At 24.2% G+C, this 16,549-nt stretch carries 10 protein-coding genes; 2 read left to right on the plus strand and 8 right to left on the minus strand.

The genetic code is table 4. The annotated features are described in order from the left end of the window. Positions 1–5: 5 nt before the first annotated feature. The 7 genes from D2845_RS01840 to D2845_RS06410 form a co-directional block, all read right to left on the minus strand. Positions 6–2,705 (minus strand): Mbov_0397 family ICE element conjugal transfer ATPase, encoded by a 2,700-nt coding sequence (locus D2845_RS01840; protein WP_110858388.1) that lies wholly within the window; start codon positions 2,703–2,705, stop codon positions 6–8. Further along, positions 2,692–4,311, minus strand: a complete 1,620-nt coding sequence (locus D2845_RS06395; RefSeq protein WP_117275972.1) for an Mbov_0396 family ICE element transmembrane protein — start codon at positions 4,309–4,311, stop codon at positions 2,692–2,694. Before D2845_RS06395 ends, D2845_RS01840 begins: the two co-directional genes overlap by 14 nt. Before the next feature lie 125 nt (positions 4,312–4,436). Beyond that, a complete protein-coding gene (locus D2845_RS01850) occupies positions 4,437–4,772 on the minus strand; it encodes an Mbov_0395 family pilin-like conjugal transfer protein (RefSeq protein ID WP_110858386.1) in 336 nt (111 codons plus the stop codon). A 42-nt stretch (positions 4,773–4,814) separates the two neighbouring features. Beyond that, a complete protein-coding gene (locus tag D2845_RS06400) occupies positions 4,815–6,134 on the minus strand; it encodes a hypothetical protein (RefSeq protein WP_110858385.1) in 1,320 nt (439 codons plus the stop codon). Further along, on the minus strand, positions 6,118–6,804 hold the full coding sequence (locus tag D2845_RS01860) for an EcoRI family type II restriction endonuclease (protein WP_110858384.1): 687 nt from the start codon (positions 6,802–6,804) through the stop codon (positions 6,118–6,120). The genes D2845_RS06400 and D2845_RS01860 overlap by 17 nt, the downstream gene beginning before the upstream one ends. Positions 6,805–7,033: 229 nt before the next feature. Beyond that, the gene (locus D2845_RS06405; protein WP_110858383.1) at positions 7,034–7,444 is read right to left on the minus strand and encodes a hypothetical protein; all 411 of its coding nucleotides are present in this window, start codon (positions 7,442–7,444) and stop codon (positions 7,034–7,036) included. 8 nt (positions 7,445–7,452) lie between these two features. Next, a complete protein-coding gene (locus tag D2845_RS06410; RefSeq protein ID WP_110858382.1) occupies positions 7,453–8,184 on the minus strand; it encodes a hypothetical protein in 732 nt (243 codons plus the stop codon). A 1,205-nt stretch (positions 8,185–9,389) separates the two neighbouring features. Between D2845_RS06410 and D2845_RS06415 the strand changes: the two genes are divergently transcribed. Then, entirely contained in the window at positions 9,390–14,474 is a 5,085-nt protein-coding gene (locus D2845_RS06415) for a hypothetical protein (protein WP_110858381.1), read from the plus strand. Between the two features lie 2 nt (positions 14,475–14,476). Continuing rightward, positions 14,477–15,871: a replicative DNA helicase gene (gene dnaB / locus D2845_RS01880; protein WP_110858380.1), complete on the plus strand. Its 1,395-nt coding sequence runs from the start codon at positions 14,477–14,479 to the stop codon at positions 15,869–15,871. Between the two features lie 44 nt (positions 15,872–15,915). Here dnaB and D2845_RS06420 read toward each other — a convergent pair whose 3' ends face one another. Then, positions 15,916–16,509 carry an Mbov_0392 family ICE element protein gene (locus D2845_RS06420; protein ID WP_110858379.1) on the minus strand — a complete coding sequence of 198 codons (594 nt, stop codon included), beginning with the start codon at positions 16,507–16,509 and terminating at the stop codon, positions 15,916–15,918. Between the last annotated feature and the right edge of the window lie 40 nt (positions 16,510–16,549).

The following is a 16,549-nucleotide window of genomic DNA, read 5'->3' on the forward strand; positions in this document are numbered from 1 at the left end:
TGAGTTTAAATTATTTGAGATAAATCTCCTTTTTTGAAAATAATTTCTTTTTCAAAGTCATTGTAATGTAATTGAATTAATAATCTATTGTTGCTTCCAATGTTCATTAATCCTTCACCAATTGGTGCTGATGCTAGAAAGTTAATTTCTGCTTTGGTTAAACCACCACGTGATTTATACATTGCATCAACTGCTTCCAAGTCTTTTTGATTTAACCTTAAAATTAAAGAGTAATCAATGTTTTCAATAATTGCTTGAGTTTTAGTAGCAATTTCATAATCTTGTGAGAAATCTGATGGTTGTTGAGTTGTTAGAATCAGTGAACCATTATATTTTCTTATTGTTTTAACAACGTCAAATAAGAAATCAATTATTGCCATATTTTTTTTGTTAATAAACTTATGTGCCTCATCAACAATAATCAAGATTTTTTTGGTATCTTTATTCAAAACAAAGTTATTTGTAATTTTGTTTTGAACGAAATTCATAATCAGATACATTGCTGCTTGAGCAGATGGTGATGTTGTATCTTGAATTAAATTGTATGTATCAATTACAACAAAATCATCATTAGATAAAGAAATATTTGTATATCCGTTATATAGACTTTGGTATGGACCTTGGTCTTGGAAGTCATTTTTGAAATTAATTCATAATTCTTTGATTTCTTTTGAAAAAAACTCTTTTTCAATATCATTATCAAATTGATAAGTTTCTAAAAAATTGATTAAATCTGTAAAAATTGGAAAGTCAGTTGGTTTTTTCTTGTTTAAATCAAAAGATGGTTCATAAAATCCATATTTTGAGTAAAGTTTTTTTAGAACAACTGATAATGCCCTAATTTTGTTTTCAGAAAAATCTGGATACAATGTTTTAACAAAAACACAAACTTTTTTAATATTGTCATTAGCAAGTTGATAATTAGTTACTTTTTGATTTTCATCACTAAATTGATTGTCTAATTGAAGTGGATTTAGAGTTGTCTCTAAACCTTTCCCGAGTTCTATTCAAGCACCATTTAATTTATCAACTAAGTATTTATATTCCCTTTGAGGGTCAATGATAACAATTGAATTGCCATTTAATAAATAGTTCAAAAATAGTTTTGATGTGGCAACAGATTTTCCACTTCCAGGGACACCTCAAACGAACATTGAAAAATTAGTTCTATCTCTTGTTTTTCTAAAAATGTCTAAGATGACTGGCGAGTTTGTTGATTTAGAAAAACCTCATAACAGGTTATTGTTATCATTTAAATCATTGTTTATTCAAGGTCAACCTTGGACAATGTTTCTTGAAACCATTTCCAAATTGTTTTTTAAATAATCTTTATTTGAAAAAAATGTATTTAAATAAACTTTTCTTTGTAAATAAATATTTGGATTTAGGTTTGCTTGGATTGTTGCTGCATTATTTTTATTAATGTCTTCAATTGCTTTTAGAGTTGATGCTTTATCTGCTTTGTTCATTAGAATCAAGTTTGAATCAAAAAAGTTCATATTCAAGACATTTATCAATTCAGTGATTTCTTCTAAAACTTGTGTTGCCAAAGAGTTTTTATTTTTGTTAAACTTAGATTTTTCATCATTGTCATTCAATTCAATTTTTTCTATGGTTTTATCTAAAATCTTTTGTTTTTGAGATAAAGTCAAAGGTGTAAGATTTCAAATAATTGTTGAAGGTGTGTTAAATAAAACATTTGCTCATCCTTCAGATAAATTAAATGAATGGAAGTCATTAATTACTTGAAATGACATAAACTTTTTATCATATTTGATTTTGTCTTTTAAAACATTGATTTTTGAAGGTGCTAAGATTTTGTCTAAATCTAAAACTTCTTTTTTGGTTTTGTTATTTGATGATTGATTTTGGGTTTTTTGAAGTGAAAAATATTTCTCAATTGTTTTTTTTGAAATATTTGGATTGAAATGAAATGACAAGAAATTAATTAAGTTTTTATTTGTTAATAAATGGATTTTTAAAACAGTTGGAGCAAATAATGCTTGAGTTTTTGAAACAATGTTTTTTAACTCTTCAATTGAAATTGCTTTGACAACTAAAAAATAATTATCAATGTTTTCAGTTTGTTCTAAACTTCCAAAATCACTAATATTTTGTTCAAAATATTTTTTCTTGAATTCAAGATTAATATTTGTTTTCTTTTTGGCAGATTCTTCAATATATAAGAAGTTTAGTTCAGTATTTGAAGGTTTGGGTATTTTAACAAATGAGATTGGAAAATCAATATTGTTGAGTGCATTAATCACTCCTTGATAAAAAGCATTTTTATCAGAAGCATCATTGTTGAAAACATCAAAACCTTTGAATTGGAATACTGAGAAGTAATTTGAAGAATCAATTTTAACAATTGAATCTTTGATTATTTCTTTAAAAAAGATTAATTCACTTGGATTAGAACCTTCTTTCTTAGACAAATAATTCTTTTTAAACTTAAAATTAATTCATCTAATAAGAAACTCATAATATTTACAATTATGTCTTTTGTTTTTTAAAATCAATCATCCTAATGAAAGAAAAATACCAAAGGAAATAATGATTTTAAATGCTAAATGAAGTGATGGTTTGGTTAAGAAACCAAGTGAAAAAGATATTGCTGTAAAAATTAATAATAATGCAACATCTAATAAAGAAAAGTTTTTGAAGATTTGTAGTTTAACATCTGATAACTTTTTATTCTGAAGCATTGGTTTGACCGCCTTGTGATAAAATTGAGTTTAACATTTCATTATTTTGTTTAATAGTAGCAAGTTCTTCCATTATTCTATGAGTTTTTTCATTAAACTTTGGAGCAGTGTTAGAACCATATCTTTTGTCTTGTTGAAGTTTTGAAACTTCTTGGTCAACAAGTTGTTCTTTAACTCTTAATTGAGTTTGGAGTTCAGACATTGAATTAACTTTAGATAAATCTAATCCAGATTTTGAAATATTTTGTGTAAACATTTTTTGTTGTTGTTCATTTAGTTTAAGACCAGGAGATGATAAGATAGAGGATGCTGTTTGTTTTGACATTCCTGTTGTTTTTGCAAGTGTTGAAGCATTTCTATTTCTGCTAATTGCCATTTTACCTGCAGCAAACAAACCAGCTGCAATTCCAACTGCGCCACCTCCTGCTGCTCCAGCTAGTAATGATTTAACTGCGCCACCTTTTTTAATAAAACTAGAACCTTGTGATGCTTTTGAACCAAATGATTTTAATCCTTTTGCAAGTGAAAATGCTTGAGTACCAAGTTTAGAATGAATAAATCCTAAAAAGTATTTCAATCCAAATGCTGCTCCAGCTGTGGCAAATGGATGAATTATTATTGTATTAAGAAACTCAGCACCAGCATATCAAGTATTATTTTTAGTTATTTCTGAAGATGAACTTATTTTGATTTTGTCGTATAAATGATAAATTAACCAAACAAATAAGGAGATTGAAAGAATATTTACAACTACAGTTAAAATAGACTTAAAATATGAGTCTTTTCAAGTTTTTAGTTTTCTTCCGTCATCAGAAATTGACATTGTTGAAACAAGTGGAGATGATATGAATAAAACAAACTGGAATATTATTTGTTTGAAGACATTTATTGCTATTTCAACAATAAATCAAATCAAGATTAAATTGATAATAATTAATTTAACAATTGATAAACCAAGATTTAAAGATTGTTGGGGGTGGACAGCAAAGTTTATATATTGAGTTAAGGACATTGGGGCATATCATTGTAATGGATTGGTTGGAGATTTATTAAAATTGTCTAGAACTCATTGTTCGTGGTTATTAACTGTATAATAAATACTTTGAATTGCTGAAGGTGGTTTGTTACTAATTAGAGTTAAATGTGGGTTAGTAATGTGTTGTTCAATTGTACCAACAATTAAAGAAAGGAGGATATTAATTACTAAAACTAATAATGGTAATGCTGCTATTGTGATTATTGCTGGGAATGCATTTTTAAGAGCAACTTTTAAAGGCATTTTTCCAGATTCTGTTTTTTGGTTTTGAGAGTGTTTGATTAAAACAATTACAAACAAAAGAGTAAAAATTAAAATGGAAAACAAAGCAAAAACAAGGAATAGTCGAGGAAGAGATGAAAAGATTGATAAAGGATTAACATTAGAACCTGATGATTTGTTGAAAAGTAAAAGATTTAACAAATCAAAAGAAATAAACTTTGTAAATGTATAAATACCTTCTAGAAGTGCTCAGAAAAAGGTGATAAAGATTCCTCAGAAAACTGAATAAATTAAATATAATATTGGTGAAAATATCAAGGTAAATAAACTACCTATTATTGAACCCATTTGCCTCCTTTCATTTGAATATAAATGTTTGATTGCAATTTATGAAAATAAGTAGATTGAAAAATTGAAATAAAAAACTATTTTTTTTGGTAATTGTTTGTTTAAATTAGTTTTAAATTAAGTTGTTATTTTAAGACTGTGGATTTGATTATTCCTATAGCACTACCGAATAATGCTAAAATTACTAGACCACAAATAAATGCAATTAAGATATTTTTCATTCTTTTTTTTGCTTGAGATGCTGCTTCTTTGTCACCTGATTTTAATTTAAATTGTGCTGATATGGCAGCAAAGATACAAGAAATTGCTAGAATAAATACAATAATTCCTAAAACTGATAATCCAATGGTTTGGATTTGTGGAAATATTCCATTTGCAATACTCTTAATTGATGCTGCTGCATCTGATGTTGCTTGAGTTTGTTGATTGAATTTAATTGGTGTTAATGTTGATAATAACATATGTTCTCCTTTAGTTAATAAAATGTTTTTTTGGGTATTTGATTATTTTTTAAGTAGATTTAAATAGTCTTTTATTGTTTTTTCAAAATCATTATTTTCAAAGTTCTTTGGTTGATGAAACTTAATTGTTGAAAAATAATCTTGTTGGTTATATAAATATGTTTTAAAATATTCAGATTCTTTTTTAAGAGTTGTTTTGAATCAATTTGATTCTTTAGTTTTTTCTTTATTAATACTTAAAATTGGGTTTATTATTAAGTCAGTTAAAACTAAAATATCATTGAAAAATAAAGAATGATTTAAGTCATTTGCAATGTTTGGTGGAGTGAAAAACACATTGATAGTATTTTTTTCATTATTTGGTTCATTAGTTTGTAAAAAAGAATTGGTTTTTTCACTTAAAACATATTTCAATAAATCTTTTAAAGAATCAAGGTCAAAGTCTTTTTCTTTTTCAAGTGTTTCTAAAACTTTTTCTTTAGTTTCAAAATTGGTGAGGTTTTTTAAAATAACTTTGTTTAATTTTGAAATTAGAATTACTAAAGATAAATGTTTTTTTAAGTTTTTTAGGATTGAAAAAGGTTGAAATAGAAGTGTTGATGCAGAAAAAAGTTCTGCTGTTTGATTTAGAATCATTTCTTTTTCAATTTCTGTTTTAGATTTTAAATCACCATTTGTTACTCTCAAATATGAAAAAGATCGATATTCTTTTAAGTATTTGTTTTTTAATCAATTTGGATAATCTTCATTAAGTTTTCATCAATCAGGTGTTTTAATCTTGAATTCAACATCATTTTTAAGTTTTCCATTTAAATCTTGATTTGAGTGTTGTTTATCATTACTCTTATCAGATGAATCTTCTTTTGAAGAACTTAGAATTGAATCAAGATAACTTTCGTTGCTTTTAGAATCAATTTTAAAAAGTTTATTAATATCATCTTGTTCTTGATTGAAAGTTTTGTGTTCTTCTAAATACTTTTGATAAGTTTCAAGTTCTTTAATAAACTCATCTAACTTTAATTTTTGTTGAGATAATTCTAGAGTTTTAGAAAATAAAATAGAAAATAGAACTTGGGTTATTTTTGACATTCCAAAAAGAGTATCTGTTTTTTGTTGATATTCTTTTGGAAAATCAAATAAGTATTGTTTGGAGTCAATTTTTTCATAAGTTGAATTATAGATTTTAGTTTGTTGGATTTCCTGTTGATTATTTGGAATTGGTGTTGTAGGTGATGAAGTTGGTAAAGATGAATTATTTGGAGATGGTTGTGGAGGAGTTTCAATTGGTGAACAAGAAACTAATACTATACTTGGAATTAGTGAAGAAAGTGTTAAAAAAGGTATTTTAGATTTTGATGCCATTTTTAGAAGCAAAATATAAGATTGAACGAGTTGCTATTTCTTCACAAATTGAATAGATTTCATCAAAGTCTCATTCTTCTTCTCGACAAAAATAACTTCCAGGGTTGATTGAACCATATTTAAACAAATTAATTTTGTTTAATGGAGCAAAACAAGCTATTGTTGATAGTCTATCAATAATTTTTGATTTAGATGGATTAAAATCAGGTCCTGAACAAAATGTTACAAAAGGTAATATTTCGTGGTTTATAAAATAATTCCTTAATGCAATGACATTTTTACCAAGTCTTTCTATTGCATTACCTTTAAAAGATGAATTAGAACCTTGATATTTCATTTCTGAAATTAAGATTGGATATTTTTTATTAGTAATGTTGTCAACTAAGAATAGAAATCCACCATCTGGAGAAATAAAAGTAGTTTTGAAAATAGGAGAAAAAAATGTTTCATTTTCAAAATTGTTTATTTCGGATGCAATATCAGATAAATAGATTTTGTTTTTTAGTTCAAAAGAAAGATTTGGATATTTTTGTTGAAGATTAGATAACAATGTATTAACTACATCTCTTAATGATTTTTCTTGTTTGGAAGAATTGATGTTCAAATAATTAGAACCTTTTGTTTCATAATTTAAAATCTGTTGGATTGAAAGTAGTTTTGAGTTACTCATATTTCAGTATTTGAGGTTGATTTGACCTTAAAAGATGATTTAAATCTTGATTTTGAAAATTAATGAAAGGATAAAAACAAATTTAGCAATGGTTTTATATCTTAAATTATTGTAAAATTGATTTTTTGAAGTAAGTATTTGACTCACAAAGACAATGCTTAGGAGAAACAGGTGAATATTAAAATTAATTACAAAATCAATTGAGAAATTGGATTTTTGTTGAATTTTTTTAAGGTATGAAAAAGTTATTATCTGAAGTTGTATATTCTTCATTTAAATCATTAATAATTCTTGAAGCATCAATAAGAGTAATTTTTAGAAATGATGCAAGTTTTTTGATTTGTTTATTTTGAATAAAATTAATAATTGTTGATGAATCATTAACAAATGAAATAATTTGATGTAAGTCATTTAAAGAAGGTCACAAATTATATGGTTTTAAAGAACAAAATAACTGTAATTCTTTGTAAGTTTCAAATCCAAGTGCTTTATTAGTTGACAATCAATAAACAAATAACTTTATTTTGTCATTAATTTTTAAATTAGATGAATCAAAATAAATCATTTGGTTATTTTTTAATGTCAAGATGTTTAATTTCTTGTTGATATTTTTTATTGTTCCTGAAGTAATTATTTCCATAATTCTAGTTAACTTTCAGAAGAAGGTAAAGATAATTCTTTTTTGGTAGATGGATTTGAGGTTATAGAATAACTATAATATTCAGGTGTTGATTTTGATGGGGTTTCGATTGAATTATCTTTTTCTAAAGATTTATCAACTTCTATATCACTTGATTTAATTTCTAATTTAGAATCTTTTAAACTAGTCTTAAATTGGGTATTTTGGATATCTTTATTTAACTCTTGATTATTTTTGGGTTGGTTGGTTTTATCAATTAAAACATTTTCTTGTTGGTTGGTCGGGTGAAGATTAGTTATTTCTTTATCAATTGGTTTTGGTGATTCAGGTGAAACTATGTCTTTTTTGGTAGATGGAGTTGGTGTGGTTTGTTGTTGTTTCTTTTGTTCAGAGGTTACATTAATTGTTTTTTCTTCTTGAACTAAAAAGTTGAACAATTTGAAATGTCTTGGATATGGTTTTGAAGAGACTGAATCTTGGAAAAATTGATTTTTTAGAACTGAAAATGCTATAAATCAAGAAAAACTAAAAGCAAATTGGAAAATAAAAAGAGATAAAACTAAAGATTTTCAATTTGAATGTAAATATTCCAAAAATGTTTGGTTTGAATTAGTTTGTTTGTTTCTTAAAAATACAATGAAGGTTCAACCAAATGGTGCTAAAGCAAAGATAATTAAGAAACTAATGTTTATAAAATGTTTTAAGGCAATTCCTTTTTTTGAAAGAACTGCTGTTTTCAATATTGTCTCCTTTCGATTGAAATTAAGTTTTTTGAATGAATGAAAAAAGTAGATAATAGTCTTTTGATTATTTTGAGAAATATATTTAAACTTTTTGAATTAAATAACAGCAAAACAGAAGAATATTTTCTACTCTTCTTTTTATTTTCTAGTAATTTTCTTGTTTAAATATATGTTTTTTTAGACTGAAATTAAAATTAAAATTATTAGATTTGGAAAGAATCTAATCTTAACTTAAACTTTCTTTTTGGTTTGGTACATACTAATTGTAACATAAAAAAAATAATTTGTTAAAAAAATCAAAATATTTTTCGGAGACTAAAACAAAGTAAAAAAACCATAGACTTATGGAAGAAATTGTACAGCAAAAACTATCGGGATTAAAAATCAAAAAAGAAAAGGAAGATTTTATTAAGGAAACTTCTTTCTTATTAAACTTCTTTTCTTTTTTTTTCTTTTCTTGATTAATTACTTTCTTGAAAGTTTAATTTGATGGATATGATTCCATCAAATATAAACTTACTGTATGATAAATAAAACTTGATAAATAACTGTTTTGAAATGTTTAGTTCTTGACTCAGTAAGTTTTTATTTGATAAATAATTCTCTATAAATAAATGATTAATCTGGTTGTCTGTTCTTGAACAGATAAATAGATTAATGAACAAAGTTATTTTATCTTGAAATTACTTGATAAATATCTATGATATATGTTATTTGTTTTATTTATTAATCTATTTATTATTTATAAATATAAAATATATGAACAAGATTATAAATATAACTTGTTATTTATCTTATAAGACTTTTTTTCTTGAAAATTGGTTTAGATTAATAAAATCTGCTTCTCAGCAGGAATAATCTCTTATATGTGTTTTTTCTACCGAAAAAAGGAAATGTATTTCTAGATTAAATAAAAGATTAATACTTTGATTTTTGATAAATTGTATTTGAAATCCTCTCTAAAGACTTTTTTTCTTTATGTTTCATATGTTGAAAAAAATAAAAAAGTTATTTAAAACATAAAAAACTAAGATTTAATCACAAAAATATCAGGATTGCCAACAAATCCCAAAATAATTTGCAGAAAAAATTCAAAATATGTTACAATTAAAACACCAAAGAAAAAAAGAATAGTTCTAAATCTAAAACTTCATATCACTTTCACTTACTAAAAAAACAATTAAGTGAAAGGTTTTTATTTTATGAAGCAAAATAATTTATGAAAAATATTATTTATTCCAATTTTAACTTCTAGTATTATTCCACTAACTTTATTAAGTGCTAATAAACAATCTCCTGAAGCTAGTAATCAAAAAATGAAATCTCAGATTGAAAAACACTTAGAAAAGTTCAAAGAAACTATAGAAGTTCATCCATTTTCATCATTTAATATTTCTAAACAAATAAACCCCCATAGTAATAATGAATTAATTGACAATCCTAAATATATTCCAAAATATCAATCATATATTGAAGAAGATAACCAAATTATTGTTAAACTAAAACAAGAAACATATGAAAATCCAATTACTTTTTTAATCAAACAAAACGATCAAGGTTCTGGATTTCAAACTATTACATCTTTATCTATAGCAGAAAAAATTAATCAATTCCAAGAAGATACTTATTCACAACAACAAAAAGAAACCAACCAACAACAACTAAATGAATTAGAAGAAAAAATTAAAAAAGAACCTAATGATAATGAAGAATTGAAAAAAGAATTAGAAAAAAATAAAAAACCCAATGAAACACCTAATAACCAAGAAGATCCAATTGAAAAAGAATATAATCAATTAAAAACAAAATCAAATCAAAATAATTCATCTATTTCACCATCCGACTTCAAAAAAATTACTTTTACCAATGACAATTCTTGAAAAAATGATTATTTCAAAACTGATTATTCTAATACATATTCACAAGTTCTAAAAGCAGAACTTCCAAAAGAATTAAGAGATGAAATTGAAAAAGAAATCAAAGAACAAACTAAAAAACAACAACAGTATCGAAAAAAATATAATGATTTAGTTTTAGAGAATAAATCTCAATCTTTAAAAGCAAAATGAATCTTACTTAAGTTACAACAAACTCAAACTAAAATTACTGACTTACAATTAAAACTAACATCTCCACTTCTAAAAACATACACAATTAGAACAAAAATCCCTAATTTAACAATCAATTCTTCAAAAGAACAAGAACGTGGCAATAGTCTATCAGCATCAAAACAAGTAGTTTTTGAACAAACTTTTAAGATTAAAAATAATTTGTTTAATTTAAGTCTTTTACCATCTCCAAAACACACTGGTGCATATTTTAACAATCAAGTTCTTTGATTTGATTCATCTCAATTTACAACTCCATTTCCAACATATGATTCATCATCACAACATCTTTTTCCATTAGAAACCAATTTATCAAACAATCAAACTGATTATGGTTTCTTTGTCAATACTTTAATAACTGACCAATTTGCTATTTTACGTGGTAATTTTCAAGACAATGAAAATGAAGTTTATACCTATGATTTAACAAAAATAATAAAAACTGATAACAAATACAATTGACCATCTCCAAAAAAATATTCATATCAAGAATTACAAAACCATATTAAAGATTCTAATTCAAGATTTTCATCAACCAAAGAACTTTTATTAGTTGTTTTTAAAAACAAAAAAACAAATCTTTCACAATTTCATCTACTTCAATCTTTTCCATCATTAAATAATGAATCTGAAATTAAAAAGTTTTTAGAGTTTTTTAAATTAACTGATTTCACCAAAACCAAAAAAGATTATGAACAAAAAATCAAAGAATTAACAGAAAAAATCAAAAAACAACAAAGTTTTTTAACAAAAAAACAACTTGAAAAAGCAAAAAATAATTTAGAATCTCAATTAGAAACTCTAGAATCAACTCTTCCAAATCCAAACTTCAAGTCTTATTTACCTTTCTATTTAAAAACACTTCAAGAAACTAATCAATTAGAAAACAACTCAATTAATGAAACCTCTTCTGAAACATTATCAAACACAATTAATTCATTTCTAATCCCTTTAACAAACCAATTACCTAATTCATCAAAAAATCTCCAAATCCATCCTAAATCCTCATTTTTCCAATATTTAAAACAATCAAAAAAACTTGATGAAAAAAACATTCAATCTCAAAGTTATTTCCAACTTTATGCTAATTACCAAGAATATTTGACATATTTAGCAAATAAAACAATTGACCAAAAACCAACAAAACCAATTTTAATTAAGTTTGATTCATCTAAAATAAAAGACCTTAAATCTCAATTTACAACTCCATCCAATAATGTTCAAGATATTAATAAACTTTTTGAATCTCAAATAATAAGTTTATTTTTAAATGATAAAAAAATAAAAAACAATGAACTAGAAGAACTAAAAAAGATTCTTAAGATTAGAAAATATGAAATGTCTAATAACAAAAAAGAATTGTTAATTGAGTTTCAATTAGAAAATCCTTCATCAAATAATTCATCATCATATATTCTTTCAAAATCTGAATTCATCTTTGATTTAGAAGAACAAAAAGAAATCACAGATGATATCTTTAATAAAAAATTAATTTTTAATGAACAAAAGATTAAGTCATTTATTAACCAATTTTCAAAAACTCAATTTATCAAACTTTTAAGAAAAAAAGATTTTAATTTATTTTTAGAAGAAAAAAATAGTTTCTTATCAAATGGATTAAGTTCATTAACTGATGAAGAAAAAGAACAACTTAAAAAATCAAAAATTGATTATGATTTTGATACATATTTAGAATCAGAAGGTAAAACATTAAAGTTTACAATTTCATCAAATGATTATTCATTTGGTTCATACTCTTTTGATAATTTATCATATTTAGGTGATATTTTTCAAAATACAAAACCAAACTATATTGAACAATCAAAAAATATCATTGAAATCAATTTATATGAAGAATTAAAAGAAGATTCATCCAAACCTGCTGATGAAAATAAATTAAAAGAATTAATAAAATCAAAAATTGAATCTTGATTAAAAGAAAACAATTCATCATTAACTACTTTTCAAAAAACAAGTGATTCAATTACTAATTTAACTCAAGAAAATCTAAAAAAACTTCAATCAAACAATCAAACTTCAATTGAGCAAAAAAGAAAAGACTTTATTGAAATTGAATTATCATCAATTCAAGATGAAAACACTGAACCATCACCATTGTTATCTTCAATCAAAGAAATCTTAGATAAAAATAAACTTATTTTTAGATTCACAAATATTAAACCATTTGATGTATCTACAATTCAGTTTGAACCAATTCAAACTAACATCAACACATTATTCTCAAACACATACACTGAATTTGAATTAAATCATCGTTATGAAACACTAATGAAAGACTTCAAACAAGAAATATTTAGGTCTTTAGCATCTCAAATTGAATCAAATAAAGACAAACTCAAATCTGAATATACTTTAGAAGATTTCATTAAAAAAGATTCTAATTCATCATTATTTAAGTTTAAAATCATTCCAAAAAACAAAGATTTTACTTGAAAAACAAATAATTTTGAATATGATGAAAATGAAGAAAAAGTATTTCATAAAGAACTTGAAAATCTTTTTTATCCTCAAAGAAAAGTTAATTTAGAAATATTGTTACCTGAATATCTAAAACAATACTATTTAAACACAGACAAATTGACTTTAAGTATTCAAAACAATTCACCTTTATCCAAATTAATTGATTTTTCACAATTAGAAACTGAATTAGACCAATCATTAGAAAAAAAATATCCAAATTGAAAGCAACAATTAAATCAAACATATAAAGAAACATTTAATCAATTAGCAATTCCATTAAGAATACCTTTCAAAGAATCTTATTCATCTAGTGATTTTCTAAAAATTAATCCAATTTTATTAAAAAATATAGTTTTTTCAAATGAACATTTAATCAAAGAAAAACTTCAACCAAAAATTATTGAACTAAAACAACAACTTCAATCAAAAACAATTGATAATAACTATTTTCTAGTTGAAATATCAAAAATATATTCAGATTTCTATGGTCAATTAATTAATAATTTAGTTAAAAAAGAAATCTCAACTTTTACAAAACTAATAGATAGTTCATATGATGAAAATTGATTTAATATTGAAGAGTTTATTTCAAAAGAAAAAGAATATAAATTAGATATCAATAAACTTTTTAGTTTTTTACTACCCAAAATCAATTTTAAAAAGTTTGAATCAATAACAAAACTAAATATCTCATCTGATATCAAAAAAAATCTTCATATCATTCCATATCAATTAAAATCAGGTCATACACCTTTTGCATTTGGTAAAACCTCTGTTGATTTGAACCTATTGTTTAACAAAGAAGAAATATTTGATTTATCTTGAACTCAATATATTTTAGATTCAAACAACAAAGTAAACAATTTTGTTATTCCAAAAAATCTAAAAGATTTCTTATACAAAAAGTATTCATTATCTGATGAAAACAATCCTGAAAAAGTAGTTGACCCAGATAATCCAAATGGTGACAGTGTGAATGATAACAAATCAAATGATAAAAACAACAATCCCAACAATCCTTTGAAACAAAAAAATAAGTTTGATATTAAACAACATTTATTTTGATTAATTCCATTATCTTTAATATCAATTGTTGGTCTTGTCTTCTTAATTCTTTATTTAATCAAAAACAAAAAGAAAAAACCAAACAAGAATCTAAAAGATAAAGATGAAGATGATAATGCTTCAAATCAATCAAAAATAAATATTATTGATATTCTTAAAACAAACAACCAAGATGACTTTAAAAAACAAGTTCTAGATTTAAAAGAACAATTAAATCTTGATGCTAATGTTGAAGAAGATATTGAATTAAATAACAACATTGACTCCAAACCAATTGAAAGTAATCTTAACAATGATAAAAAAGATTTACTACAAGATAAAACTGATGATTTAAATGACAACAACAATGATATTCTTGAAGATATAGAAGATGATATAGAATATTCCAACAATGATGAAAATCAAACCAATATTAGTAGTACATTAGCAACAGAACCTTCTTTATCAAATTATTCAAGTACAAATAAAATTGAAACAAGAAATGACATTTCAAATGATGATATTCAACTAAAACAATTAGAAACAAAAAAACAAAAAGAAGCACTTGAAACATTTGAAAAAGAAAAAACTACTAAAAAAACCAAAAATAAGAAAATCAAAAAACAAAAACCTAAATCTAAGGAGTCAAAATAGAAATGAATATTAATTTGTCTCCAAAAGAAATTGCTATTGCAAATAATGAATCAGCACTTTTAGGACTACTTTTAATTAATCAAGATGCTTATTTAAAAATTGCTTCACTTCTATCACCAGAAATGTTCTATTTTGAAAGCAACAAGATTCTTTACAATGCTATTACTGAAGTAAACATCCAATCTAAACAATTTGATATTTCAAACTTAATTGTTTATTTAGAAGAACAAAAAGATTTAGAAAAAGTTGCTTCTTTTGGAATGTCTGCCCCAGAATACCTTGGTTTTATTTCAGATAATGCAGGTTTCATTAGTGAAATTGAAACTTATGTTAAAAACATCATTGACCAATTCAAAACTTCTACTTTAGAAAAATTACTTTTAGATACTTATAATACTATCAAAACAAAAGTTTTCAATATCTCTGATTTATTATCTCATCTTCAATTATCTTTAATTAATATTGATATATCTGAAATCAATTCATCATATGAAAAAATTGGTGAATCAGCAGACAAAATCTTCCAACAAATCCTTAAAAAACAACAAGATGACATTGGGGTTGGATTAAAATTGGGTTTCCCTCAACTTGATGAAACACTTTTAGGACTTAACAAAGGTGATTTAATGATTTTAGCAGCACGACCTGCAATGGGAAAAACAGCATTTGCTTTAAATATTGCTAACAATGTTGCTAAACAAGGTAAAACAGTATTATTCTTTAGTCTAGAAATGTCTAATTCACAATTAGTCCAAAGAATGTTAGCAATTGATTCATCAGTTCCAATTTCTAAATTGAAAATCAAAAATCTTGATATTTCTGACCAAAAAAGTTTAATTCACACAGTTGAAGATATGTCAACTTGAAATATCTTTATTAATGACAAAGCAACACTAACAATTTCAGACATATCAACCTTGTCAAAACGCTTTGCAAGAAATGCAAAAGTTGATTTAGTAATTATTGATTATTTGCAATTAATTGGTGATACTTCCAAATCATCTTTAGCAAATAGACAATTAGAAATAGCAAAAGTATCTAGGTCTTTAAAGCAATTAGGTCGTGAATTAGAATGTCCAATTATTGCTTTAAGTCAATTAAATCGGAATGTTGAAAAACGTGAAGACAAAACACCTTTAATTTCAGATTTAAGAGAATCAGGTGCTATTGAACAAGATGCTGATAGAGTTGTTTTTTTACATCGTGATGATTATTATAAAAATAAAAAAGACAATTCATCAAACACTTCATCTCAAGACCAAAATCAACCATCTTTAACAAATGTGATTGTTGCCAAAAACCGACATGGTGCTACTAGAAAAATCCAACTACTTTTTGTTCCAGAATATAATAGATTTATTTATGAAAGAACAAAACCTTCAAAAGATTTCAATTAATCTTTTATTTTAAAAAAGTACTAGGAAAAAAACTCCTAGTATTTTTAAAATATTATTTTTTCCAAATCAAATTGAATCAATCACTCTTTATATAACTCTTCAATCTCAAAATAATTTAATTTAGTTCAATTTGTTTTAGTTTGATTGATTCAAAAATAATCATTTACACTTGCTTCAATGACTGGGTTTATTAAATATATTCAATTAGAATGAATACCTTCTTTTCTCAAATCTTGATGTATTAACAAAACTAATGATTTATAACTAAAAATATTATTTATTTTTAAATAATCTTTAACAAAATATCCTCAATTCATCACTTCTTCAGATTTCATAAAAGTAATACTTGGATTTTTAATTGTTAAAAAATGTACAAAGTTACTTAATGCTTCAATTTTATAAATATTTAATTTCTGATTAAACAAAGTTTCAAAAACCTTCTTTTTAAACTTACTTTCAAGTTTTAAATAATTTTCATTTATTTTTTTCATCCAAAGAACAAACTCATCTTTCTCAATTTCAGTATTTTCTTTTAACACAAAAAAATGAAAAATCTCTCAGATTTCTTTATCATTTAACACATTAAACTTATTTTCAAATAAATATTCAACATCAGACATTCTAATTAACATTCCCATAAAATTATCCTTACACAAAAAGAAAAAATATTTTACAAAT

Source organism: Metamycoplasma alkalescens (assembly GCF_900476125.1).
Lineage (GTDB): Bacteria > Bacillota_I > Bacilli_A > Mycoplasmatales > Metamycoplasmataceae > Metamycoplasma > Metamycoplasma alkalescens.